Consider the following 24719-nt stretch of genomic DNA (forward strand, 5'->3'; position numbering starts at 1 on the left):
ATGGTACGTGGCGGAAGGTGCTTTCCGGGTGCCGGGTGAGGTTCCGGGGCTCCCGGGGGCCGGGGCGGGCGGCGGGGGTGCTGCGGGGGGCCGCTCAGAGGGTGTCGTGGAGGGCTTCGGCCAGGCCGGCGCGGTCGGTGCCGAGCTTGCGGTAGACGGCGGAGAGCAGGCGGGCCACGGTGGCTTCGTCGGCGTCCAGGGCGGCGGTCAGCTCGGCCGTGGTGGCGCCGCGGGCGGCGAGGCGGGCGGCCCGGTCCTCGCGGACGGTGAGCTCGGGTACGGCGCGGGCGGCGGGCAGAGGGCTCTGTCCGGCGGCGGTGAGCGCGGCGCGGGCCCGGTCGGCGAGGCCGTCGGCGCCGCATTCGACGGCGGTCTCCAGCCCTTCGGCGAGGAGGCGTACCGCCCCGGGGTCCTGGCCGGTGCTGCGGAGCTCGGTGCCGAGGGCCACCTGGGCGCAGGCGAGCTCGTATCCGGCGGGTGAGGCGGCCAGCCATTGGACGGCCTCGTCCAGGAGTTTCACCCGGTCGGTGCCGGTGGTGACCTCGGCGGCCATGCGCAGGGCCTGGCCGACGGCGGAGGGGGCGCCGAAGCCGCGGGCGCGGCGGACGGCCTCGGCGGCGAGTTCGGCGGCCCGGTCGGGCTCCCGGTCGGCGAGGGCGCGGGCGAGGTGCAGCTGCCAGGGGCACCAGGAGGGGTTCTGGATGCCGCGGGGGGTGAGGCGGCGGCCGACGGCCTCCAGCTCGGCGGCCGCGGTGGTGCGGTCGCCGGCGGCGAGGAGCAGCTCGGCGTGGACCGTCTGGCTGTCGGGGAAGACCACGGCGGCGGGGAAGGGTGCCCCGAAGGAGTGGCGGGCGGCGAGTTCGCGGGCCTCGTCGAGGCGGCCGCGGGCGAGCAGCACCTCGATGAGGATGGTCACGGCGTACCACATGACGGGGGTGCCGGGGCCGACGCGTTCGGCGAGGCGGAGGCCGGAGCGGGCGTACTCCTCGGCGTCGACGAGGCGGCCGCGGCGGTAGCGGATGTACGCGAGGAGGCTGTACGCGAAGGAGAGGTGGGCGCCGCGCCAGCCCTGGCGTTCGAACTCGGCGGTGCCGGCGGCGAACAGTTCCTCGGCGCGGCCGGGCCGGTCGGCGTACATGTGGGTGAGGGCGGTGAGGACGGGCACTTCGAAGCCGCGGTCGGCGTAGGCCCAGCTGAATTCGTTGCCCAGGGCCCGCTGGGCGTGGTGCAGGACGGTGTCGGCGGGTTCGCCGCGGAGGGTGGCGTCCCAGGCGCGGAGTCCGATGACGTAGCGCTCGGTGAGGTCGCGGCCGGTGAGGCGGTCGGCGAGCCGGGCGAGGCGGCGGGAGCGGGCGGGTGAGTCGGGTTCGTCGGCGCGGAAGGCGTCCCACATGAACTGTTCGGACTGGAGGCGGAGCCGGGTGCGGGGGTCGGTGGTGTGCCGGATTTCCCGGCCGAGGGTTTCGGAGGCTTCGGCGAGGCGGTCGCTGTGGGCGAGGACCTGGGCGAGGCGGATGACGATGCCCTGGCGGAGGACGGGGTTGTCGACGGGTTCGTCGAGGGCGGCGCGCAGGTGGTTGACGGTGGTGGCGGGTTCGGTGAGGAGGGAGGCGCAGCCGAGTTCGAAGAGGACGGCGGCGCGGTCGTCGAAGGAGGGGGGTTCGCGCAGGGCGCGGGCGAGCTGGCGGCGGGCGGCGTCGGGGGCTCCGGCGCGGAGGTTCTCGCGGGCGGCCTCGCGGAGCAGGGCGACGACGCGGTCGTCGCCTTCGGGGTGGGTCTCCAGGAGGTGGCGGGCGGCTGCGGTGGCGCCGAGTCCGCCGTCGGCGACGGCGGTGGCGGCCTGTCCGTGCAGGGCGACGCGGACGGCGTCGGGGATGGCGCGGTAGAGGGCGGTGGCGATGAGCGGGTGGACGAATTCGAGGCGGTCGTCGCCGGTGGTGGCGCCGGAGAGGATACGGGCGTCCCGCAGCCGGTCGGTGGCGTCGGCGGCCTCTTCGGTGCCGAGTCCGGCGACGCGGGCGGCGAGGTCCTGGGGGATGGCGATGCCGAGGACGGCGCAGGCCCAGGCGAAGCGGACGGTGGAGGGGCCGAGGCGTTCGAGGCGGGCGACGAGGCCGCTGCCGCGCTGGGCGGCGGCGAGGTCGCGCAGGAGGGGCGCGCTGGAGCCGGTGGGGGCGAGTTTGCGGTCGTGGACCTTGGCGACGAGTTCGACGGCCTCGAAGGGGTTGCCCTCGGTGACGGCCCAGGCCTCCTGGCAGAAGGCGTCGTCGGCGTCGGGGCCGACGGTCTGGCGGACGAGGGCGCCGACGGCTTCGGGGCTGAGGGGTTCGAGGCCGAGGGCGCGCTGTCCGGAGCGGCCGGGCAGGGAGCGGAAGGTGGCGGCGTCCGGGGGGAGTTCGTCGGGGCGGTAGGCGACGACGAGGAGGAGCGGGAGGTGTTCGGTGCGGGGGGCGAACGCGGCGAGCCAGCCGAGGGATTCGGGATCGGCCCAGTGGGCGTCGTCGAAGACGAGGACCATGGGGGCGCGCTGGACGGCGAGGTGGGTGAGGACCCAGTCCAGGCCGTCGCGGAGGCCCTGGGGGTCGGGGGGTGCGCCGTGTTCGGGGGCGCAGAGGCCGAGGGCGGGGCCGACGATGGTGTACCAGCTGCCGAGGGTGGCGCGGAGTTCGGCTTCGGTGCGGCCGGCGAGCTGGGGCTGGATGAGCTGCCGGGCGACGTGGAAGGCGCTGCCCTGTTCCTGTTCGCCGCCGCGGGCGGAGAGGACGGTGCAGCCGTGGGCGTGGGCGCGGCGGCGTACTTCCGCGAGGAGGGTGGTCTTGCCGAGTCCGGCGGGCGCGGCGAAGGCCAGGAGGGCGCCGGTGGGTGCGCCGTCGGTGCCGAGGAGCTGGTCCAGTGCCTCGTCCACGGTGGCCAGTTCGACCTCGCGTTCGAAGAGTGCCCGTCGGAAGCGGCTCGTGTGCTGCGTCATCGTGGTACCCCCCACGCCGGGTCGTGCGCCGGTGCGCCCGACACGCGGGCTGTTCAGGTGGTTCAGCGTACGCGCGTGGGGGCGTGGGGGGAGCCCACTGTCGCGGAAAGATCTGATCTTCTTTCGGGCGGGCCGTCCGCGGGTCGTCCGTGGGTCGTTCGTGGTGCCTTCGAGGAGCGTTCGGGGGCCGTCCGCGGGTGGGGCGGTGGGGGCTACGGGGTGGAGCGGGCCGCGAGGGCTTCGAGGACGCGGACGGCCTCGGCGGCGCGGTCGTCGGGGACGAAGAGGTGGTCGTGGTGGTACCCGGCGATGACGTTGCAGCTGATTCCGGCGGTGGCGAGTTCGCGGGCGAAGGCGCCGGTGAGGCCGACGGCGTCGAGGGCGGAGTGGACGCGCAGGGTGATCCAGCCGGCCACGTAGTCGTAGGGCAGGTGCTCCTCGTCGGCCTCGGACCGGGGCAGGACGAGGGTGAGGCCTTCGGACTCGCGGACGGTGGCCACGGGGTGCAGGCCGGGGGGTACGGCCCGGCCGGGGATGGTGCAGAAGACGTACTGGCCGGGGTTGAGTTCGGGGCGCATGCCGCCGAGGAGGGTGGTCAGGTCGCGTTCGCCGCTCATGGCGGGCAGCTTACGTGCGGGCGGGGTGTTCGGTGAGGAGGCGGGCGTAGCGGTCGAGGTCGACGTTGCCGCCGGAGACGATGACGCCGACGCGGGCGCCGCGGAGTCCGTCGGCCATGGTGCGCAGGGCGGCGAGGCCGAGGCAGCCGGTGGGTTCGACGACGAGCTTGAGGTAGGTGGCGAACAGCCGCATGCATGCGACGAGTTGGTCGTCGGTGGCGGTGACGATCTCGGGCCGTTCGCGGGACAGGATCGCGAAGGGGAGTTCGCCGAGGTGCTGGGTCTGGGCGCCGTCGGCGATGGTCTTCGGGGTGTCGATGTGGACGATGCGGCCTTCGGCGAGGGAGCGCTGGGCGTCGTTGCCCGCCTCGGGTTCGACGCCGACGAGCCGGCAGGCGGGGGCCAGGGCGCGGGCGGCGAGGGTGGTGCCGGAGAGCAGGCCGCCGCCGCCCAGGGGCACGAACAGGGCGTCCAGGGGGCCGGTCTCCTCCAGGAGTTCCTTGGCGGCGGTGCCCTGGCCGGCGATGATGTCGGGGTGGTCGTACGGGGGGATGAGGGTGAGCCCGCGTTCCCCGGCGAGGGTGCGGCCGATCTCCTCGCGGTCCTCGGTGTAGCGGTCGTACGTGACGACCCGTCCGCCGTAGCCGCGGGTGGCGGCCACCTTGGCGGCCGGGGCGTCGTGGGGCATGACGATGGTGGCCGGCACGGACAGCAGGCGGGCGGCCAGGGCGATGGCCTGGGCGTGGTTGCCGGAGGAGTAGGCGACGACGCCGGCGGCCCGTTGGTGGGGGGTGAGGCGGGAGAGGGCGTTGAAGGCGCCGCGGAACTTGAAGGCGCCCATCCGCTGGAGGTTCTCGCACTTGAACACCACGTCGAGGCCCAGCTGTTCGTTGACCAGCCGGGAGCGGAGCACGGGGGTGCGGTGGGCGTGTCCCGCGATGCGCTCGGCGGCGGCCGCCACGTCGTCGTAGGTGGGAACCGCGGCCATGGGGAGTCCCTTCCGTCGCCGGCCCGCCGGGCCGGGCTCCTGTTCGCCGGTCTTGGCAGGCGAGTCTAGGCGCCGTCCCCCGGCCCGGCCGTCGACGCGTTCGCGCGGCAGGTCGGCGGGGCCGCGGTGGCGCCGTCCCGGGGCTCGCTCGGGGACGGTGGCCGGTCTAGCATCCGATCATGATCAACGACAGCGTCCTGCCGTTTCGGGTGGACGTCCCGCAGGCCGTGCCGGACGACCTCCGCAAACGCCTCGACCTCACCCGATGGCCGGACGAACTCTCGGACGTGGGACGGGAGTACGGGGTGCCGCGGGAACACCCGCGGTCGCTCGTCTCGTACTGGCGGCACGCGTACGACGGGCGGGCCGCGGAGGCCGGGCTCAACGCCTGGTCGCAGTACACCACGGTCGTCGACGGGACCCGTGTGCACTTCGCGCACCCGCGCTCCCCCGAGCCGGACGCGCTGCCGCTGCCGATGACGCACGGCCGGCCGGCGTCGATCGTCGGATTCCAGGAGGTGGCCGGGCTGCCGAGCATCCCCGGCTTCGGGTTCTCCGGCCCGACCACCGCACCGGGCCGGGAGTTCAAGCGGGTGGCGGCCGTGTTCGGCGAGCTGATGCGGCGGCTGGGGTACGAACGGTACGGCGTCCAGGGCGGGGACCGGGGGGCCGCGATCTCCCGCGAGCTGGGCCGGACCCGGCCGGACGAGGTGGTGGGCGTCCACCTCAACCTGCTGCCGGGCGCGCTGGCGCCGGGCGAACGGGCCCGTGCCCTGGCCTCCTGGGAGCGCACCGGGGGCCGGCTGCGCGGGCGGCAGGGCTACGCCGATCTCCAGTCGACCCGGCCGCCGACGCCGGCGTACGCGCCGACCGACTCACCGGCCGGTCAACTCGCCTTGATCGCGGCGAAGTTCGCGAAGCGGACGAACCGCTCCGTCCGGTGGGCGGAGTACGACCGGGGCGGCCACTTCGCCGCGCTGAAGGTCCCGGACCTGCTGGTCGCGAACGTACGGGCGTTCTTCGCCGGCCTGGCCGGCGGTCCGGCCGCCGGCCCGGCGGGGCTCCGGTGACCGCGGGGCCGCCCGCCGGGGCGTTCGACGCGGTGCTGTGCGACCTCGACGGCGTGATCCGCTTCTACGACGAGGACGGCATCGGCGCGATGGAACGGGCCGCGGGCCTCCCCGAGGGCACCACGGCCGCCGTGGCGTTCTCGCCGGAGGTCGACCTGCCGCTGCTGCTGGGCCGGATCACCCGGGAGGAGTGGACCGACGCCATCGCGCGGCACGTGCCGGCGGAGCTGGCGCGGGCCTTCGCGTACGCGCCCTCCCGGATCGACCCCGAGGTCGTGGCGCTGCTGCGGGCCTCGCGAGCGGTGCGCCCGCTGGTGCTGGTCACGAACGCCACGCCGTGGCTGCGCGAGGACCTGGCCGCGCTGGGCATCGACGACCTCGCGCACGCGGTGGTCAGCAGCGCGGAGGTGGGCGTGGCCAAGCCGGATCCGGAGATCTACACCATCGCCCTGGAGCGGGCCGGCGTACCGGCCGGGCGGTGCCTCTTCGTGGACGACCGCGAGGAGAACGTCGAGGCGGCCGTGCGGGCGGGCATGACCGGGCTGCACTACCGCGAGCCGGCGGACCTGGCCAGGCTGCTGGGATGAGGCGCACGGCGCGGGTGCCCGGGTGCCGGGCGCGGCACGGGTGCCGGGCGCGGCACGGGTGCCGGGCGCGGCGCGTGCTGGGCGCGGCGCGGGGGCCGGGCGCGGCGCGGGGGCCGGGCGCGGCGCGGGTGCCGGGGTGACCCGCGCCAGCCGACTGCCCGCCCACCGTGCACGGCGCCCGGCGGCCCTGCCAGGAGCCGGCCCGCCTGGGGTGCGGGCTCCGGCCGGTGGAGGCCGGCCGGAGCCCTGGGTCCACCCGGGCTGCGGCCCCTGACCCCGTTCGACCTCCAACCGGCCCCCGGCGGCCTGGGGCCGGCAGCCCCAGCCCGCCGTGCGGCGCCCGGCCGCCCGAGCGGGACACCCCGGGCCGGGCGAGTCGAGGTCGTCGGTCGAGTCCGGGCCAGTCGGAGCCGCCGGCGGGGGCGGGCCGCCGCAGGGCCGATCGGAGCGGTGCTCGCTCCCAGCCAGGCCGGCTCAGAGCCACGCCCGTTGAGGCGGCCGACGCCCACCCGGCCGCAGCCACTCGGAACCGGGCCGGCGGGGGGCGGGCCGGCCACAGGGCCGATGGCGGGGGCGGGGCGGGGTCGCGGGGCCTTCGGACCCGGCCGGTGGCGGCGTGTCCGGGACGGGCCGGTCGGAGCCGGACGGTCGGTCAGGTGTCCGATGCTGCTTCCAGCGGGCGCAGGCGGGCGGCGTGGTGGGCCGGTGCGGCCGCGGCGAGCCAGCCGATCGTCAGGGAGGCCACGCACACCAGCAGCAGGGTCCCCCAGGGCAGGGACGGTGCGTAGTGCTCCAGCGCGCCGCTCGCCAGCGGCGCGACCGCCCAGGCGCAGACCAGGCCGCCCGCCAGGCCGAGGAGGGTGCCGTACGCGGCGACCGTGACCGCCTCCAGCCTGATCATGCGGCGGACCCCGGCGCGGTCCATGCCGAGGGCGCGCAGGGCGCCGATCTCACGGGTGCGTTCCGCGACCGAGACGGCCAGGGTGTTGACGATGCCGAGCGCGGAGATCACCAGGCCGATGCCGAGCATCCCGTACATGACGTCGAGCAGGTCGCCCATGCTGCCGGCGGCCTCGTCGACGAGGGCCCGGCGGTCCTGCACCTTCAGCAGCGGGCTGTCGCCGACCGCGGCCCGCAGCCGGTCCTCGGTGGTGGCCGAGACCGCGCCGGCGTCGGTGCGGACGAGGAGCCGCTGGACGGAGCCCGGCCTGAAGGCCTGGCGCGCGACCTCCGTGCGGGCTCCGAGCGCGTCCTGGGCGACCGGGTTGTCCTGGTAGACGCCCACGACCGTGTACGTCCGGGGCTCCTGGCGGAAGCCGATGCTCGCCGTGAGGGTGCCGCCGGTGGTCAGACCGCCCGAGCGGGCGAGGCTCTCGGAGACCGCGATGCGGCCGGGTCCCAGGTCGTCGGCGGAGCCGCTGCGGAAGCGGAGCGTCATGACCTGGCCGACGGTGGCGGGGTCGACGCCGGAGATCTGCCGTACCTGGCCTCCGACGGTCAGGTTCGCGTCGCTGACGGGACTCGCGGTGCGTACGCCGGGTACGCCGGCCACCCGCCCGACGGCCGCCGGGTCCACGCCGGTGGTGGGGGTGCGGGAGCCGATCACGTAGTCGGCGGCGAGGCCGGCGGCGGCCTGGCGGTCGAGGGCCTGCCCGGCGGAGTGGCCGGTGACGGCGAGCCCGGCGACGAGGGCGGTGCTGGTCAGGAGGGTGGCGGCGGTGGCCGCGGTACGGCGCGGGTCGCGCAGCGCGTTCTCCCTGGCGAGCCGGCCGGTGATCCCGAAGCGGCCGGTCAGGCGCCCGGTGAGGCGGATCACGGGGGCGGCGAGCGTCGGCGCGAGGACGATCAGGCCGGCCATGAACAGGCCGCAGCCCAGCATCGCCGCGTCCAGGTTGTCGGCGGAGGCGTCCTTCGCTCCGGAGAGGGAGGCCAGCCGGGCGCCGCCGAGCACGAGGAGCGCGAATCCCGTCGCGGCCCGGACCCGGGAGCGGCCGGCGGACGGCGGCTGCCCGGCGGTGCGCAGTGCCTCGACGGGGGCGATGCGTGCCGCGCGCCGGGACGGCAGCCAGGCGGCGAGGAGGGTGACGCCGACGCCCACGGCGAGCGCGGCGGCGACCGGGGCCGGCCCGATCACCAGCGGGCCTTCGGGCAGGGTGTTGCCTGCCGTGCTCAGGACGGTGGGCAGGGCGGCGGCGATGCCGAGGCCGAGCACGAAGCCGGCGGCCGAGGCCGCGAGTCCGACCAGGAGCGCTTCGAGCAGGACGGTACGGGCGACCTGGCGGCGGGACGCTCCGACGGCCCGCAGCAGCGCGATCTCCCGGGTGCGCCGGGCCACGGCCATGGTGAAGGTGTTGACGATCAGGAACGAGGCGATGAAGAGCGAGACGCCGGCGAAGACCAGCGGCACCTTCTGGTAGCCGCGGGTGAGGGTGTCGACGAGGACGGCCTGCTGCTGGGCCTGCGCGGTGCCGGTGGTGGCCTCGGCCCGGCCGGGCGGGAGCACCTCGCCGACCCGGCGGGCGAGTTCGTACGCGTCGGTGCCGGGCGCGGCGGTCAGGTCGATGGCGGTGTAGCGGCCGGGGGCGGCGAACAGCGCCTGGGCGGTGGCCTTGTCGAACAGGGCGAGGGTGCCGCCGGCCGTGACCCGGGGTTCGGTGGTGGTGACGGTGCCGACGAGCCGCTTGCGCAGGACCGGCCCGTCGACGGCGAGCGTGACGGTGTCTCCGGTCTTGAGCCCGCCCGCGGCGGCGGTGGCGCGGTCGAGGGCCACTTCGCCGGAGTTCCGCGGGGCGCGGCCCTCGACGAGCGGGTAGCGGTCGTCGGTGCCGTCCGTGCCGGGTACGTATCCGGCGGCCAGGTTCGCTCCGGTGCGGACCCGCAGCGGGGCACGGTCGGCGCCGTTCAGGACGGCGGCGCCGTCGGCGGAGGGGCGTACCGCGGCGACTCCGGGCACGGCGGAGAGCTTCCGTACGAGCGCGTCGTCGAGGGCGCTGCCCCCCGGCTCCGCGGGGGCGCCGGGCTCGGGATCCTTCGCCGTGACGGTGACGGCGATACCGGCGAAGTTGCGGGACTGGGCGGCGCGGTGGGCCTCGGCGGTGGTGTCGGCGAACACCAGGGTGCCGGTGACCAGTGCGACGCCGAGGCACACCGCGAGGACGGTCATGAGCTGGCGCGCCTTGTGCGCGAGCAGGTTGCGCAGGGCTGTCTTCAGCATGGGGTGCTTTCCGTGCGGGGGTCGAGGGTCTTCATCAGGTCCAGCACCCGGTCGGGGGTGGGGTGGGAGATCTCGTCGACGAGCCGGCCGTCGGAGAGGAACACGACGCGGTCGGCGTACCCGGCGGCCACGGGGTCGTGGGTGACCATGACGACGGTCTGGCCGAGCTCGCGCACGGAGTCGCGGAGGAAGCCGAGCACCTCCGCCCCGGACCGGGAGTCGAGGTTGCCGGTGGGCTCGTCGCCGAAGACGATCGCGGGCCGCGAAGCGAGGGCGCGGGCCACCGCGACGCGCTGCTGCTGGCCGCCGGAGAGCTGGGCGGGCCGGTGGTCCAGCCGCTGGGACAGGCCGACCATGCCGATCACCCGGTCCAGCCACCGCCGGTCGGGGGCGCGGCCGGCGAGGTCCATCGGGAGCGTGATGTTCTCCAGGGCGGTCAGGGTGGGCATCAGGTTGAACGCCTGGAAGATGAAGCCGATCCGGTCCCGGCGCAGCCGGGTGAGGCGGCGGTCGTCAAGGGTGGCGAGTTCGGTGGTACCGATGCGCACGGATCCCGAACTGGCCTGGTCGAGGCCGGCGGCGCAGTGCATCAGTGTGGACTTGCCGCACCCGGAGGGGCCCATGATCGCCGTGAACTCACCCTCCCTGAACGAGATGCTGACCCGGTCCAGGGCGACGACGCGGGCATCCCCGGTGCCGTAGACCTTCGACAGGTCGGTGGTTGCGGCGGCGATCCCGGGTGTCGGGTGCGGGGCGAAGGCGCCAGCGGTCACGGGGACTCCTCTTCGGACGTGCGGTGGGTGTGCACGTCGAAGGGTGTCGGGGGGATGTATCCAAACCTGGGCGGCCGCGTATCGCCCCACGCTCAGCCGTGTATCGCCTCCGCGGAAACGTGCCCGGCAGTAAAGAAAGCCGAGGGTGAGGTCATCCGGGCTGAGCACCTCGCCACCGCCGCCGCCTCGTGGTGCGTGGGGGAGGTGCTTGACGGGGTGTGGCAGGCTGGTCCGGAGGCAGGCCCGGGCCTGGGGTGGCCGAAGGCCAGGGCGAAGCCCCGAAGCCCCAGGGGTGGGCCTGCCGCTGGGCCTGCAGGCCGCACCCCGTCAAGCACCGAGGGGACCCACGCACCACGAGGCGGCCCCGCGCCGGGGCACCCGGCCGCCAGGGCACGAGGCGAGCCGGCACCAGGCGTCAGGGCACAAAGCCAGCCGGCACCAGGCCACCCGCCCACCAGCCCGACAAAGCATCAGGCCACCCGCCCACCACCCCGACAAAGCACCAGGCCACCCGCCCACCACCCCGACAAAGCACCAGACCACCCGCCCACCACCCCGACAAGGCACCAGACCACCCGCCCCTCACCCCGGCAACGTCAAGGTGGCCACAGCCCCGCCGTCCCCGGCGTTGTCCAGGACCAGCCGGGCCCCGAGCACCGCCGCCTGGCCCAGGGCGATGGTGAGGCCCAGGCCATGGCCCGTGCCCCGCTCCTCCGCACCGGTGTGGAAGCGGCGCGGGCCGTCACGCAGCAACTGCTGGGGGAAGCCTGGGCCGTGGTCCCGCACGACGACGGTGCGGCCCTCGACCGTGACCCGCACCGGGGTGCCGCCGTGCCGGTGGGCGTTGACGACGAGGTTGCCGACGATCCGCTCCAGGCGCCGCGGATCGGTCTCGACGATCTCACCACCCGCACCCACACCCGCACCAGCACCCGCACCCCCACCCCCACCGCCCCCCGTCACCACGACCTCGGCGGAAAGGCCGGTACGGCCCACGGCCTCGGCGACCACGGCGCCGAGCGGCACCCGGGCGCGTACGGGCCGCTCGGCGCCGGCGTCAAGGCGGGAGATCTCCAGCAGGTCCTCGACCAGGCCGCGCAGGTCCCGTACCCGGGCCCGCAGGAGGTCCTCGGTCTCGCCGGCCGGCAGCAGGTCGGCGGCGGCGAGCAGGCCGCCGACGGGCGTGCGCAGTTCGTGGGCGACGTCGGCGGTGAAGCGGCGCTCGGTACGCAGCCGGCGGCTGAGGCTGTCGGCCATCAGGTCGACGGTGGCGGCGATCTCGGCCACCTCGTCGCCGCCCTTGACGGGTCCGGTCCTGGCGTCGAGGTCCCCGGCGGAGATCCGGCCCGCCGTCTCGGAGACCGCCCGCAGCCGGCGGGCGAGCAGGCCGGCCCCGTAGACCGAGAGGGGGACGGCGGCGGCGAGCGCGATCAGCGAGGCGACGGCGACGGTGAGGTCGAGGCGGCGCAGGTTGTGCAGTTCCGGGTTGAGGTTGACCTGGACGGCGAGCACGGGGCTGCCGGGGCCGCCGGTGCGCTGGGCGGCCCAGACGGTGGGCCCGGCGTTCCCGTCGACGGTCTCGTCCACGGCGGTGTGCCGCTCCGCGTCGGCGGGCCGCCGGAGCGCGGCGGGGAGGTCGTCCGGGTCGAGTTCGGCGCCGCCGGCGAGGGTGCCGGTGCGCCGGTACACCTGCATGGCCGAGTACACGCCGTTGAAGGCCTCGCGGTGCGCCCGGTCGCGGATGTCCCGGGCGGTCCACAGGTGCACCAGGACGCCGACGGCCGCCGCGACCAGGCAGGCGGCGGCCGTGGCGAGGGCGGCGATCTTCCAGCGGAGGGAGCCGCGGCCGCGGCGCGGAGGGTCGTACGCGGGCACGGCGGTCAGCGCCTCAGCTTGTAGCCGAAGCCGCGGACCGTCTCGATGCGGTCCCGGCCGAGTTTCCTGCGCAGCCGCTGCACGCACAGGTCCACCACCCGGCTGTCGCCGTCCCAGCCGTACTCCCAGACGTTGCGCAGCAGGGTGTGGCGCTCCAGGACGACGCCGGGGTGCGCGGCGAACTCCAGCAGCAGCTTCAGCTCGGTCGGAGTCAGGGCGACGGGCTGCCCGGCGACGGCCACCTCCATGCCGGCGGTGTCGACGGTGAGGTCCCCGAACTCCAGCAGGCCGTCCTCGGGAGGGGCCGCGTCGCCCGGGTTCGCCCCGGGTACGGGGGCGGGCGCGTAGGTGGCGCGTCTGAGGAGCGAGCGGATGCGGGCCACGAGGACGTACGTGTCGACGGGCTTGACCACGTAGTCGTCCGCGCCGGACTCCAGGCCGGCGACCACGTCGAGGCCGTCGCCGCGGGCGGACATCATCAGCACCGGCACCAGACTGGTCTCGCGGACCCGGCGGCACAGGCCGATGCCGTCCAGGCCGGGCAGCATCACGTCCAGGATCAGCAGGTCGAACGGGTGCTCGCGGAAGAGTTCCAGCCCGGTGAGCCCGTCGGCGGCCGCCCGCACCTCGTACCCGTAGCGCTCCAGAGCGACGCCGAAGGACCGGCGCATCAGGTCGTCGTCCTCGACCAGCAGCACGCGTACGGGAGGAGCCGGGGCCGGGGTGGGTGCGGACATGGAAGGAACGATAGGGCAGGTGAGGGACGCGCTCAGCCCGCCACGGGGCCCGGCGGTACGGGCTGATGGGTGACCGAGCGCCCGCCGATACACGACGGATACGAACGCCGCGTCCGGTACGCCTCCGGGGGCGGCGGACGACACCCGGCCGCACACCCCGGACGCCACACCCGGCAGCACGCCGAACGGGCACATCGGCGGCACACCCGGCACACCCCGGACACCACACCCGCCACACCCGCCACACCCGCCACACCCGGCCGCACCCCGGCCGCACCCCGGCCGCACCCCGGCCGCACCCCGGCCGCACCCCGGACGGCAGACCGGGCAGCCCCCCCGGACGGGACACCGTCTCGGCGCGCGTCACCGCGTGACGGTGCCTACGCTTGACGGGTCACCGCCGGGCACACGAGGGGAGACCCCGCGCTGCGGGTGGCCGTCCGGCTCGTCCTCCCCCCTCCCTCCCCCTCCCCTCTCCCCTCTCCCCTCCCCCGCACCGGAACCGGAAGGCGGTCCCGTCATGGCCACTGCACCTGAGTTCGACACCCCCGTACTCGACACGATCGCCGCGATGACGATCGACTCCATCGAGCACTGCCACATGGACCGGCACACGCTGATCCTCAGCCGCATCGCCGCGCTGGTGGCCATGGACGCGCCGGCCATCTCGTACCTGGCGCACATCGACCCCGCGGCGAAGGCCGGGTTCACGGTCGAGCAGCTCCAGGACCTCCTGGTCGCGATCGCACCCGTCGTGGGCACCGCACGCGTCATGTCCGCGGCCGGCCACATCGCCCAGGCCTTCGGTGTCGCCCTCGCCCTCGCGGAGAGCGACGCCGAGGCCATCGCCCAGGCCGAGGCGGCCAGCCGCGCGGCCTCCTGAGGCCACGGGCGGACCGCCCGGGGTCACGTCACGTCACATCACGTCAGGTCGAACTCGCCTTCCTGCGCGCCCCGGACGAAGGCACGCCATTCGTCCGGGGCGAAGATCAGCGACGGGCTCTCGGGCCGCTCGCTGTTGCGCAGGGCGATGAAGCCCTCGACGAACGCGATCTGGACGTCGCCCGCCCCCTGGCTGCCCGACCGCCAGTGCGCGTTGCTCAGGTCCAGCTCCGGCTTGTCCCACCCGGTCAGCGGCTGCGTGGTCATGCTGGCTCCCTCCGGTCGCGTCGTCCCGGGGGTCAGGGTAGCGAGCGGGTCCGGCGGCGGACAGGCCGCCGCCGGACGCCGCCCGCACGCCCCCCACACGCCGACCGCCCTCAGCTCGTGGGCTGTTCGGACCCCACCAGCCACATCGAGAAGAACTGCGCGCCGCCCCCGTACGCGTGGCCCATGGCCCGCCGCGCCCCGTCCACCTGGTGTTCCCCGGCCCGGCCGCGGACCTGGAGGGCGGCCTCGGCGAAGCGGATCATGCCGGAGGCGCCGATCGGGTTGGTGGAGAGCACCCCGCCGGACGGGTTGACCGGCAGGTCGCCGTCGATTTCGGTCACCCCGGACTCCGTGAGCTTCCAGCCCTCGCCCTCCTCGGCGAAACCGAGGTTCTCCAGCCACATCGGCTCGTACCAGGAGAACGGCACGTACATCTCGACCGCGTCGATCTGGCGGCGGGGGTCGGTGATGCCGGCCTGCCGGTAGACGTCGGCGGCGCAGTCCTTGCCGGCCTGCGGGGAGACGAAGTCCTTGCCGGCGAAGAGGGTGGGCTCGCTGCGCATGGCGCCGCCGTGCATCCAGGCCGGCGGGTGCGGGGCGCGGGCGGCGCCCGCGCGGTCGGTGAGGACCATGGCGCAGGCGCCGTCGGAGGAGGGGCAGGTCTCCGAGTAGCGGATGGGGTCCCAGAGCATCGGGGAGGCCTGCACCTTCTCCAGGGTGATGTCGTGCTCGTGGAGGTGGGCGTAGGGGTTCTTGAGGGCGTTGCGGCGGTCCTTGTAGGCGACGAGGGAGCCCACGGTGTCGGGGGCGCCGGTGCGGCGCATGTACGCGCGGACGTGCGGGGCGAAGAAGCCGCCGGCGCCGGCGAGGAGCGGCTGCTGGAAGGGCACGGGCAGGGACAGGCCCCACATGGCGTTGGACTCGGACTGCTTCTCGAAGGCGAGGGTGAGGACGGTACGGTGCACCCGCGCGGCCACCAGGTTGGCGGCCACCAGGGCGGTGGAGCCGCCGACGGAGCCGGCGGTGTGGACGCGGAGCATGGGCTTGCCGACCGCGCCGAGGGCGTCGGCCAGGTACAGCTCCGGCATCATCACGCCCTCGAAGAAGTCGGGGGCCTTGCCGATGACGACGGCGTCGATGTCCGCCCAGGTCAGCTCGGCGTCGTCGAGGGCGCGCTGGGCGGCCTCGCGGACCAGGCCGGCGATGGAGACGTCGTGCCGGGCGGCGACGTGCTTGGTCTGGCCGATCCCGACGACGGCCACTGGTTCTTTACTCACCGGGGTCTCCTTCGAGGACCGCGACCAGGTTCTGCTGGAGGCAGGGGCCGGAGGTGGCGTGGGCGAGGGCGCGGTGGGACTCGCCGCGCTGGATGCGGGCGGCCGCCTCGCCGATCCGGATCAGGCCGGCGGCCATCATCGGGTTGGCGGCGAGGGCGCCGCCGGAGGGGTTGACGGTCACCGCGTCGTCCAGCCGGAGGGCCTTGCGCAGGACGACCTCCTGCGAGGTGAAGGGCGCGTGGAGTTCGGCGGTGTCGACGGGGCGGTCGAAGGCGCCGGCCCGCTCGGCGGCGAGGCGGGTGGACGGCGAGTCGGTGAGGTCGCGCACGCCGAGGGAGTGGGCCTCGATGCGGTGGTCGATGCCGCGGATCCAGGCGGGGCGGGCGCAGAGCCGGCGGGCCGTGTCGCCGGCGGCGAGGATGACGGCGGCGGCGCCGTCGCCGATGGGCGGGCAGTCGGCGGTGCGCAGCGGGCCGGCCTGCCGGTCGCCGGCGGGGCGGGGGCCGCGGAGCTGGGCGTGCGGGTTGGTCTCGGCGGCGGTGCGGCTGCGGGTGGCGATGGCCGCGAGGGCCGGCTCGTCGGTGTCGCCCGCGTCGATGAGGGCCTGGGCCTGGAGGGCGGCGAGGGCGACCGAGTCGGGCCAGAGGGGGGCGACGTAGTAGGGGTCGAGCTGGCGGGTGAGGACGTCGCGCACGGAGCCGGGCGAGGACTTGCCGTAGGAGTAGACGAGGGCGGTGTCGGCCTCGCCGGTGAGGAGTTTGACCCAGGCCTCGTAGAGGGCCCAGGCGCCGTCCGTCTCGACGTGGGACTCGGAGATGGGCGGCCAGGCGCCGACGCCGTCGAGGGTCATGGTGAAGGAGAAGGCGCGGCCGGCGAGGTAGTCGCTGGAGCCCGAGCAGGTGAAGCCGATCTCGCCGGCGGTGAGGCCGGTCTGGGCCAGCACGTCGTGGAGGACGGGCATCACCATCTCGACCTCGCTGAGGTCGTCGGTGCGGCGCCGGTGGTCGCTCTGGGCGAAGGCCACTATTGCAATGTCACGTGTGGCGTCGGGCATCACAACAGCTCCTTGTAGGCGTCGTACTCGGCGTCCGGTTCGCCGGTGGGGCGGTAGTGGTCGGGGTAGCGGCCGCCGTCGGTCCACACGGGTTCCACCCGCAGGCCCATGCGGACCTGGTCGTACGGGATCCCGCCGATCCGGCCGTGCAGGGCGAGGCCGGCGCCGTCGAGGGCGATGTGCGCGTAGACGTAGGGCACTTCGATGTCGAGGTTCTTGGCCTTGATGTTGACGATGCAGAAGGTGGTGACGGTGCCGCGGGGGCCGACCTCGACGCGGTCGGTGGTGGCGACCCCGCAGGTGGGGCAGGCGCCGCGGGGCGGCACGTACACCTTGGTGCAGGAGGGGCAGCGTTCGCCGACGGTGCGGCGCTCGGAGAGGGCGGCGAGGTAGGCGGTCTGGGCGCGGCCGGGGCTGTAGGTGTAGTCGAGGCGGGCCTCGGCGACGATGCCGGTGACGGGGTCGTCGAAGGCGCCGGTGTGGGGGGTGGCTCCGGCGGTGGTGCCGGTGTCCGTTTCCGGGGCCGCGGCTCCGTCCTCGTACGGCTCGAAGCAGGCGATGTCGGTGATGGCGCCGGTGCGTTCGGCGGCCCAGCGGACGCGGACCCGCATGCCGGTGGAGACGGCGTCGGGTCCGGGCGCGTCGAGGGCGTGCAGCAGGGCGGTGTCCGCGCCGTCGAGGCGGACCAGCACCCAGGCGAAGGGGGTGGCGAGGGGCTGGTTGGGGCGGGGTGCGGGGTTCCAGGCCCAGGTGGTGACGGTGCCGGTGGTGCCGACCTCCACCAGTTCGCGCAGCTCGGCGGCGGTGGCGGGGTCGTACTCCACGGGCGGGACGAGGACGGTGCCGTCGGAGGCCTTCACGCCGAGCACGGTCCGCTCGCGCAGTCCGGTGAGGAAGGCGCTCTGGACGGGCCCGAGGGAGCGGGTGAAGGGGAATTCGACGACGAGCGGTGCGCTGAGTATCTCGGTCACGGTGGCGGGGCTCCTTCTGGGGGACGGCCGGATCCGGACACGGCCTAGGCGCGGCGGTAGACCGGGGGGCGCTTCTCGGCGAAGGCGCGGGCGCCCTCCTTCGCGTCGGCGGTGTCGAAGACGGGCCAGCCGCGGGTGAGTTCGCTCGCGAGGCCCTCGGTCTCGGTCAGCTCGGCGGTCTCGTACACGGAGGCCTTGACGGCCTCGACCGCGAGCGGGCCGCACGCGTTGATCTGCTCGGCGATCTCCAGGGCCTTGTCCAGGGCGGTGCCGTCCGGGACGACGTGTCCGACCAGTCCCACGGCGGCGGCCTCGGCGGCGCTGTAGGGGCGGCCGGTCAGGAGCATCTCCAGGGCGTGGGTGCGGGGGATCTGCCGCTGGAGGCGGACGGTGGAGCCGCCGATGGGGAAGAGGCCGCGCTTGACCTCGAAGAGCCCGAAGGTGGCGGATGCGGCGGCGACGCGGATGTCGGTGCCCTGGAGGATCTCGGTGCCGCCGGCCACGCAGTAGCCCTCGACGGCCGCGATGACCGGTTTGCGGGGCCGGTGGTGGCGGAGCATCGCCTTCCAGTGCAGGTCCGGGTCGGCCTTGAGGCGGTCGCGGTAGTGGTCGCCCGCCATTCCCCTGCCGGCGAGGGCCTTCAGGTCCATGCCGGCGCAGAAGTCACCGCCCGCGCCGGTGAGGACGACCGAGCGGACCTCGTCGTCCTCGTCGGCCGCCAGCCAGCCGTCGTAGAGCCCGACCAGCAGCGGCAGCGAGAGCGCGTTCTTCGCCTCCGGCCGGTTCATCGTGAGCACCAGCGTGGCGCCGCGCCGCTCCACGGTGAGGTGTTCCGTCCCACCCATTGCCGTCCTCCCGTCTCAAGACCTAGAACAGGTTGCAGGAGGGCGGGGTCGGGGGCAAGGGTTTTCTGACAGGCAGTCAGATTTCTTGCCCGGTGCCCTTCCCACTTGGGGTGACCGGCGCTCTAATGTCCGCCGAGCAGCCCACAGACAGCACCGCCCACGCCATTTCCGGGGTCAGGAGGAACGGTGGAGTACAACCTTGCCGACCTGTTCGAGTCGGTCGTCGACGTGGTCCCGGACCGCGAGGCGCTCGTGTACGTCGACCACCCCGGCACCGGTGTCGAGCGCCGCCTCACCTACCGCGAGCTGGACACGGCGGCCAACCGCCTCGCCCACCACCTCATCGACAGCGGCCTGCGGCCGGGCGAGCACCTGGGCCTGCACCTCTACAACGGCGTCGAGTACCTCCAGACCGTGCTGGCCTGCCTCAAGGCCCGCCTGGTGCCGGTGAACGTCAACTACCGGTACGTGGAGGAGGAGCTGGTCTACCTCTACAAGGACGCCGACCTCGCCGCGCTCGTCTTCGACGGGGAGTTCACCGGGCGGGTGGCGGCCGCGCTGCCGCAGACCACGAAGCTCAGGCACCTGATCCGCGTGGGCGACGCCCCCGAGGGCGCCCCGGAGCCCGCCGTCGCGCCCGTGTCGTACCCGGACGCGGAGGCGGCCGGCGCGCCCGGCCGCGGCTTCCCGCCCCGCTCCCCCGACGACCTGTTCATCATCTACACCGGCGGTACCACGGGCATGCCCAAGGGCGTGATGTGGCGCCAGGAGGACCTCTTCTTCGCGGGCCTGTTCGGCGGCGAGCCGTCGGGCGAGCCGGTCAAGCGGCCGGAGGAGCTGGCCAAGCGGGTCGCCGCCAAGGGCGCCGGACTCACCTTCTTCCCCGCTCCCCCGCTGATGCACGGCACCTCCACCCTCACCTCCTTCGTGGCGTTCAACTACGGGCAGCGGATCGTCATCCACCGCAAGTACGTGCCCGAGGAGGTGCTCCGCACCATCGAGAAGGAGAAGGTGTCCAGCGTCTCCCTGGTGGGCGACGCGATGCTGCGCCCCCTGATCGACGCCCTGAACGGACCGCTCAAGGGCACCGACCTGTCGTCGCTCTTCAGCGTCTCCTCGTCCGGCGCGATCATGTCGGACTCGGTGCGGGCCGAGTTCCAGCGGCTCGTCCCGAACGTGCTGCTGCTCAACAACTTCGGCTCCTCCGAGTCCGGTTCCAACGGCCGGGCGACGGACGACTCCAGCCCGGAGAAGGGCTTCCGGCTGGAGGTCAACGAACGGACCATGGTGGTCGACCCGGTCGGCCACGAGCCGGTGGCGGTGGGCGAGGTCGGCCGGCTGGCGCAGCGCGGCCACGTACCGCTCGGGTACTACAACGACCCGGCCAAGACCGCCGAGACCTTCTTCCGGCGCGGCGAGGAGCGGTGGGTGCTGCTGGGCGACATGGCCACCGTCGACGAGGACGGCATCGTCACCGTGCTGGGCCGGGGCTCGCAGTGCATCAACACCGGGGGCGAGAAGGTGTACCCCGAGGAGGTCGAGCAGGCCCTGAAGTCCCACCCCGACGTGTACGACGCGCTGGTCGCCGGGGTGCCCGACCCGAAGTGGGGCAGCCACGTGGCCGCGGTGGTGCAGGTACGGGCGGGCGCCCCGGTGCCCTCCCTCGACGACATCCAGGCCCACTGCCGCACCCGGCTGGCCGGCTACAAGATCCCCCGCCAGCTGGTGGTGACCGACACCATCCAGCGCTCCCCGAGCGGCAAGGCCGACTACCGCTGGGCGCGCGAGGTGGCGACCACGGCGGACGCGGCGGGGTGACGCGGGCTGCTCACGCAGGGCCCGGGGCGCCGTGACGCCGGGCTCTTCATGCCGGACGGCTGACTCCGGGCTCCCGACTCCCGACTCCCGTGACCACGTGTGGCCCCCGGCCGGTGCCGGGGCCACACGTCGGCGTGGGGCGCGTCGGGCGGGCGGGCCGGGCGCGCGGTGCGCGTGGGGCGCGCGTCAGCCCGCGAGGAAGGCCTCGACCCGGCCGGCGAACCACTCCGGGTCGTCCAGCCACGGGAAGTGCGCCGCCCCCGGCTGCACCTCGCAGCGCCCCGCGGGGAACAGCGAGGCCAGCTCCCGGGCCACGGCGGGGCGCGGGGCGCCGTCGCGCTCCCCCGCCAGCACCAGGACCTCCGCGCCCAGGCGGGCGAGCGCCGCGCGGACCGCCGCCGGGTCGTACGCGGCCCCGTCGCGGTAGACCTCCGCGGCCTCCTCGTTGAACTGCTCCTCCTCGCGCTCCGCGTGGGCGGCGGCGGCCGCGTCCCAGCGCCCGTAGAAGAACGGCACCACCAGGTCCGACCACGCGCCCTCGGCCCAGAGCCGCTCGAAGGCGGGGTACGCCTCCTCGAACCACGGCTCGCCCCGCCGCTCCCGGGCCGCCTCCAGCCGCTGCTCCGGCGTGGCGCCGAGGCCCACGGTCCAGGCATTGGGGGTGACGAGGACCAGGCGGCGGATCCGCTCCGGGTGCGCGGCGGCGTACAGCAGAGCCAGGTTCCCGGCGGCCGAGTGCGCGAGCAGGTCCATCCGCTCCAGGCCGAGGTGGACCCGGAGCGCCTCGACGTCGGCCACCTGGCGGTCCACCCGGTACGTGCCCCGGTCGGCCGGCACTTCGGAGCCGCCGGTGCCGCGGGCGTCCGCCAGGACCAGCCGCCGGTGCGCGGTGAGGCCGCCCAGGTCCCCGAGGTACTCGGCGGCCCGCATCGGGCCGCCCGGCAGGCAGACAAGCGGCCGGCCGGGGTCGCCGGCGCCGGCCGCGCGGTACGCGAGCCGGGTGCCGTCACAGGAGGCGTACGAGGCGTAGGCGCCGTGGGAGGGCTGGGGGTCGTGGGAGCTTTGGGGCTCGTGGGAGGCCCGGTGGTCGTGGGAGGTGGGGACGATCATGCCGGTCATCCTGTCCGGGGCGGTGCGCGGGCCGCAACAGGCGGTTCGGTGGCCCCGGCCGCCGTCACGCCGGCCCCGGCCGTCCGGCTGTCGCCGCGGCCGCGGGGGGCGCCGACTTCAGGTACCGCCCGACCACCCCTTGCCAGGGGGCGCGGGCGGCTGGATTACTGGGCCTCCACGACCCGTACCGAATGATCGGTCGTCCGTTTTCGATGGGAGACGTCCTCCATGACGGATCTGCTGGACCCGGCGGAGCGGCTCGGCCGCGAGGAGCTGGAGGCCCTCCAGCTGACGAGGCTGCGGGAGACGCTGCGCCACGCGTACGCCCGCGTGCCGCACTACCGCGAGTCCTTCGACAAGGCCGGGGTGCGCCCCGAGGACCTGGGGTCCCTGGCGGACCTGGCGCGCTTCCCCTTCACCACCAAGGCCGACCTGCGGGCGAACTACCCGTTCGGGATGTTCGCCGTCCCCGAGTCGGAGGTGCGCCGGATCCACGCCTCCAGCGGCACGACCGGGCAGCCGACCGTGGTCGGCTACACCGAGCGGGACCTGGACATGTGGGCCGACGTGGTGGCCCGCTCGATCCGGGCGGCGGGCGGCCGCCCCGGCCACAAGGTGCACGTCGCGTACGGCTACGGGCTCTTCACCGGAGGCATCGGCGCGCATTACGGCGCCGAGCGGCTCGGCTGCACCGTGATCCCCGCCTCCGGCGGCATGACCGAGCGCCAGGTCCGGCTGATCCAGGACTTCCGGCCCGAGATCATCATGGTCACCCCCTCCTACATGCTGACCCTGCTCGACGAGATGGAGCGCCAGGGCGTCGACCCGCGCGCCACCTCGCTGCGGACCGGCATCTTCGGGGCCGAGCCGTGGACCGAGGAGATGCGCCGGGAGATCGAGGACCGCCTCGCCATCGACGCGGTGGACATCTACGGGCTGTCCGAGGTGATCGGCCCCGGCGTGGCGCAGGAGTGCGTCGAGACCAAGGACGGGCTGCACGTCTGGGAGGACCACTTCCTGCCCGAGGTGGTCGACCCGGTCACCGGCGAGGTGCTGCCGGACGGCGAGCACGGGGAGCTCGTGTTCACCTCGCTCACGAAGGAGGCCATGCCGGTGGTCCGGTACCGCACCCGGGACCTGACGCGGCTGCTGCCGGGCACGGCACGGCCGGCGTTCCGCCGGATGGAGAAGATCACCGGTCGCAGCGACGACATGATCATCCTGCGCGGGGTGAACCTCTATCCGGCCCAGATCGAGGAGATCCTGCTGCGTACGCCGGGTGTCGCCCCGCACTTCCAGCTGCGGCTGACCCGGGAGGGCCGGATGGACGCGCTGACCGTGCGGGCGGAGGCGCGGCGGGACGCGACGGCGGCCGAGCGGGCGGCCGCGGCGGCCTCGGTGGTGCACGCGGTGAAGGAGGGCGTGGGCGTCTCGGTCGCCGTGGAGATCGTGGACCCCGAGACGCTGGAGCGGTCGGTCGGGAAGATCAGGCGGCTGGTGGACCTGCGCCGCCAGGGGTGAGCGCGGGAGGGGCCGGCGACGGGAGCGGGCGCCGCCGTGATCCACCCGTACGGCTGCGCGTTCGGCCAGGTATGGGGAGGTTTGGGGTAGTCAGGTGTCGTGACTTCGAAGACGTCGGGCGCCGCGGACCACCCGCACCGGCTCCGGCGCCTCCACGACAGGGTGGTGGCCTCCCCCGCCGGACTGGCCTGGAGCCGGGGCCGCGAGATGGAGCTGATGCACCGGGCCATGGGGTTCGCGGCGCTCGGGTTCCTCACGCTCATCCCGCTGCTGATCGTCGTGGCGGCCGCCGCGCCCGACAGCTTCCAGGGGTTCGGGCGGTGGCTCGCCCAGGCCCTGGGCGTCTCGGAGGGGTCGCGCCGGCAGGTGGAGCTCCTCTTCGGGGCGGGCGGCCAGGCCCTGGAGCGGACCACCGCCTTCGGTCTGGCGGCCCTGACGGTCTTCGGCCTCACCTTCGGCTCGGCCGTCCAGACGGGGTACGAGAAGGTGTGGGACCTGCCCACCGCCCGCTGGCACACCATGTGGCGGCACGTGGTCTGGCTGGCGCTGCTGATCGCCTTCCTCGGGGTGCTGATCGCGGTGTCCTCGCCCACCCAGGGGCTCGCCGGCACGCTGCTGGCCGGTACGGCCGACACGCTGAGCACCTGTCTGTTCTTCTGGGCCTCGCAGCGGCTGCTGCTGGGCGGCCGGGTGAAGTGGCGGGCCCTGCTGCCGGGGGCGGTGGCCACCACGCTCGGGCTGCTGGGGCTCCGGGTGTTCTCGCAGCTGGTGTTCTCCCCCCTGATCGCCTCGAACGCCGTGACGTACGGGGCCTTCGGCACCCTGCTGGTGGTGCAGTCCTGGCTGGTCGGCGTGGGGTTCGTGGTCTACGGCGGCGCGCTGGTGGGCCGGCTGGTCCACGAGCACCGCACGCTGAACCGGCTCCGGTCGGCCGGTGTGCTGGCCGATGCCGAGCACCCCCACGACCGTTGACAGTGCGCGCGGGGCGCTGCGATCTTGATCGTCCGGTCTTCGAACGAAGGTTGCGCGCCATGCCCTTTGGCCCTCTGATCGACCCCGACTGGCTCTCGGCCCACCTGGGCGACCCGGACCTCGTCGTCCTCGACGCGTCGGTGGGCGTCCACCGGGGCGTGGGCCGCCGGGTGCCCGGCGCCCGGCCCTTCGACATCGACGGCGCCCTCTCCGACCACTCGAACCCGGTGCCGCACTCGATGCCGGGCGCGGACGCCTTCACGGAGGAGCTGCGGGCCCTCGGGGTGGACGACGCCGACTCGGTGGTGGTCTACGACGCGGCCGGCGTGTACTCCAGCGCCCGGGCCCGCTGGATGCTGCGGGCCATGGGTTTCGACCGGGCGGCGGTGCTGGACGGCGGGCTGCCCGCGTGGGAGGCGGCCGGGCTGCCGGTGGAGACCGGGGTGCCGGCGCCCGCCCCGCGGCGGGGCGACTTCACGGCGCGGCCGCGGCCCGGGGTGCTGGTGGGCGCCGCGGAGGTGCGGGCCGCGCTCGCCGACCCGGGCTCGGCCGTCTTCGACGCGCGGACCCGGGAGCGGTTCGCCGGTACGGCGCCGGAGCCGCGCCCGGGGCTGCGCGGCGGGCACATGCCGGGGGCGCTGAACCTGCCGTTCGGCGAGGTGCAGGACGGGGGCCGGATGCTGCCGGCGGCACGGCTGCGCGAGCGGTTCGCGGAACTGGCCGGGGACCGGGAGAAGCTCTACTTCAGCTGCGGGTCGGGGGTGACGGCGTGCGTGCTGGCGCTGGGCGCCGAGCTCGCGGGGTACGGGGAGCTGGCGGTGTACGACGGCTCGTGGAGCGAGTGGGGCCTGCCCTCGGACCTCCCGGTGACGACGGGCGCGTAGCCGGCACGCTCCGGACCGGGTCCCGACCGGTGGGGGCCGCTCTGGGCGCAATCGGGTACGGCCCCTCGCAGGACGCTGCGCTGCCGTGCTTGCGATGGTCCTCCGGTGCTGACCGGCCAGCCGTAAACGCCTGGCATCACACGGGCCAGACGTGGGTCCAACGCTCCGGCCGGAAGCAGCGGACCCGCGAGGAACGGCTGCTCGGCACGCGCACTACTTCTTGCAGGCGGCCGCCACTAGGTCGGCGACGACCTCATCGGTCGCGACCGATGAGGTGACGCTGATTGCC

Annotated in this window: 20 protein-coding genes; 7 read left to right on the top strand and 13 right to left on the bottom strand. The window is 74.9% G+C overall.

The window, feature by feature from the left end; genetic code table 11:
* Positions 1–94 precede the first annotated feature (94 nt).
* The 3 genes from ACIQUR_RS27215 to ACIQUR_RS27225 all read right to left on the bottom strand — a co-directional run bounded on the left by ACIQUR_RS27215 (position 95) and on the right by ACIQUR_RS27225 (position 4573).
* The gene (locus tag ACIQUR_RS27215; protein ID WP_403669388.1) at positions 95–2968 is read right to left on the bottom strand and encodes an ATP-binding protein; all 2874 of its coding nucleotides are present in this window, start codon (positions 2966–2968) and stop codon (positions 95–97) included.
* A gap of 212 nt (positions 2969–3180) precedes the next feature.
* Positions 3181–3585 (bottom strand): ACT domain-containing protein, encoded by a 405-nt coding sequence (locus tag ACIQUR_RS27220; protein ID WP_403669390.1) that lies wholly within the window; start codon positions 3583–3585, stop codon positions 3181–3183.
* Positions 3586–3595: 10 nt separating this feature from the next.
* A complete protein-coding gene (locus tag ACIQUR_RS27225; protein WP_403669393.1) occupies positions 3596–4573 on the bottom strand; it encodes a threo-3-hydroxy-L-aspartate ammonia-lyase in 978 nt (325 codons plus the stop codon).
* 179 nt (positions 4574–4752) lie between these two features.
* Here ACIQUR_RS27225 and ACIQUR_RS27230 point away from each other — a divergent pair, with 179 nt between their 5' ends.
* Positions 4753–5643, top strand: coding sequence for an epoxide hydrolase family protein (locus ACIQUR_RS27230; RefSeq protein ID WP_403669396.1), 891 nt, complete (start codon positions 4753–4755; stop codon positions 5641–5643).
* Positions 5640–6230, top strand: a complete 591-nt coding sequence (locus ACIQUR_RS27235) for an HAD family hydrolase (protein ID WP_403669399.1) — start codon at positions 5640–5642, stop codon at positions 6228–6230. The genes ACIQUR_RS27230 and ACIQUR_RS27235 overlap by 4 nt, the downstream gene beginning before the upstream one ends.
* A 652-nt stretch (positions 6231–6882) precedes the next feature.
* On the opposite strand, the gene ACIQUR_RS27240 is transcribed toward ACIQUR_RS27235, so the two are convergent.
* The 4 genes from ACIQUR_RS27240 to cseB all read right to left on the bottom strand — a co-directional run bounded on the left by ACIQUR_RS27240 (position 6883) and on the right by cseB (position 12829).
* Positions 6883–9444: an ABC transporter permease gene (locus tag ACIQUR_RS27240; protein WP_403669402.1), complete on the bottom strand. Its 2562-nt coding sequence runs from the start codon at positions 9442–9444 to the stop codon at positions 6883–6885.
* Positions 9438–10217, bottom strand: a complete 780-nt coding sequence (locus tag ACIQUR_RS27245; protein WP_403669405.1) for an ABC transporter ATP-binding protein — start codon at positions 10215–10217, stop codon at positions 9438–9440. Before ACIQUR_RS27245 ends, ACIQUR_RS27240 begins: the two co-directional genes overlap by 7 nt.
* Positions 10218–10799: 582 nt before the next feature.
* On the bottom strand, positions 10800–12092 hold the full coding sequence (locus ACIQUR_RS27250) for an ATP-binding protein (RefSeq protein WP_403669407.1): 1293 nt from the start codon (positions 12090–12092) through the stop codon (positions 10800–10802).
* Between the two features lie 5 nt (positions 12093–12097).
* The gene (gene cseB / locus ACIQUR_RS27255; protein ID WP_403669410.1) at positions 12098–12829 is read right to left on the bottom strand and encodes a two-component system response regulator CseB; all 732 of its coding nucleotides are present in this window, start codon (positions 12827–12829) and stop codon (positions 12098–12100) included.
* Between the two features lie 520 nt (positions 12830–13349).
* Here cseB and ACIQUR_RS27260 point away from each other — a divergent pair.
* A complete protein-coding gene (locus tag ACIQUR_RS27260) occupies positions 13350–13712 on the top strand; it encodes a carboxymuconolactone decarboxylase (RefSeq protein WP_403669413.1) in 363 nt (120 codons plus the stop codon).
* A 38-nt stretch (positions 13713–13750) separates the two neighbouring features.
* Here ACIQUR_RS27260 and ACIQUR_RS27265 read toward each other — a convergent pair whose 3' ends face one another.
* From ACIQUR_RS27265 to ACIQUR_RS27285, 5 genes are all read right to left on the bottom strand, one after another.
* Positions 13751–13978 carry a DUF397 domain-containing protein gene (locus ACIQUR_RS27265; protein ID WP_403669416.1) on the bottom strand — a complete coding sequence of 76 codons (228 nt, stop codon included), beginning with the start codon at positions 13976–13978 and terminating at the stop codon, positions 13751–13753.
* 110 nt (positions 13979–14088) lie between these two features.
* Entirely contained in the window at positions 14089–15255 is a 1167-nt protein-coding gene (locus ACIQUR_RS27270) for a thiolase domain-containing protein (protein ID WP_403669419.1), read from the bottom strand.
* Entirely contained in the window at positions 15248–16309 is a 1062-nt protein-coding gene (locus ACIQUR_RS27275) for a thiolase domain-containing protein (RefSeq protein WP_403669422.1), read from the bottom strand. Before ACIQUR_RS27275 ends, ACIQUR_RS27270 begins: the two co-directional genes overlap by 8 nt.
* Positions 16309–17280, bottom strand: coding sequence for an OB-fold domain-containing protein (locus ACIQUR_RS27280; protein WP_403669425.1), 972 nt, complete (start codon positions 17278–17280; stop codon positions 16309–16311). The genes ACIQUR_RS27275 and ACIQUR_RS27280 overlap by 1 nt, the downstream gene beginning before the upstream one ends.
* A 44-nt stretch (positions 17281–17324) precedes the next feature.
* Positions 17325–18125 (bottom strand): crotonase/enoyl-CoA hydratase family protein, encoded by an 801-nt coding sequence (locus tag ACIQUR_RS27285; protein ID WP_403669428.1) that lies wholly within the window; start codon positions 18123–18125, stop codon positions 17325–17327.
* A 186-nt stretch (positions 18126–18311) separates the two neighbouring features.
* Between ACIQUR_RS27285 and ACIQUR_RS27290 the strand changes: the two genes are divergently transcribed.
* Positions 18312–19943, top strand: a complete 1632-nt coding sequence (locus ACIQUR_RS27290; protein ID WP_403669431.1) for an acyl-CoA synthetase — start codon at positions 18312–18314, stop codon at positions 19941–19943.
* Between the two features lie 186 nt (positions 19944–20129).
* Here ACIQUR_RS27290 and ACIQUR_RS27295 read toward each other — a convergent pair whose 3' ends face one another.
* Complete coding sequence (locus tag ACIQUR_RS27295) at positions 20130–21053, bottom strand: alpha/beta fold hydrolase (RefSeq protein ID WP_403669432.1); 924 nt, start codon at positions 21051–21053, stop codon at positions 20130–20132.
* Positions 21054–21281: 228 nt separating this feature from the next.
* On the opposite strand from ACIQUR_RS27295, the gene paaK reads away from it, so the two are divergent.
* The 3 genes from paaK to ACIQUR_RS27310 all read left to right on the top strand — a co-directional run bounded on the left by paaK (position 21282) and on the right by ACIQUR_RS27310 (position 24430).
* The gene (gene paaK / locus ACIQUR_RS27300; RefSeq protein WP_403669435.1) at positions 21282–22574 is read left to right on the top strand and encodes a phenylacetate--CoA ligase PaaK; all 1293 of its coding nucleotides are present in this window, start codon (positions 21282–21284) and stop codon (positions 22572–22574) included.
* A 99-nt stretch (positions 22575–22673) separates the two neighbouring features.
* Entirely contained in the window at positions 22674–23546 is an 873-nt protein-coding gene (locus ACIQUR_RS27305) for a YhjD/YihY/BrkB family envelope integrity protein (RefSeq protein ID WP_403669438.1), read from the top strand.
* 59 nt (positions 23547–23605) lie between these two features.
* Positions 23606–24430, top strand: coding sequence for a sulfurtransferase (locus ACIQUR_RS27310; RefSeq protein ID WP_403669441.1), 825 nt, complete (start codon positions 23606–23608; stop codon positions 24428–24430).
* Positions 24431–24719: the final 289 nt, after the last annotated feature.

This window comes from Streptomyces sp. NPDC101132 (assembly GCF_044759225.1).
Taxonomy (GTDB): domain Bacteria; phylum Actinomycetota; class Actinomycetes; order Streptomycetales; family Streptomycetaceae; genus Streptomyces.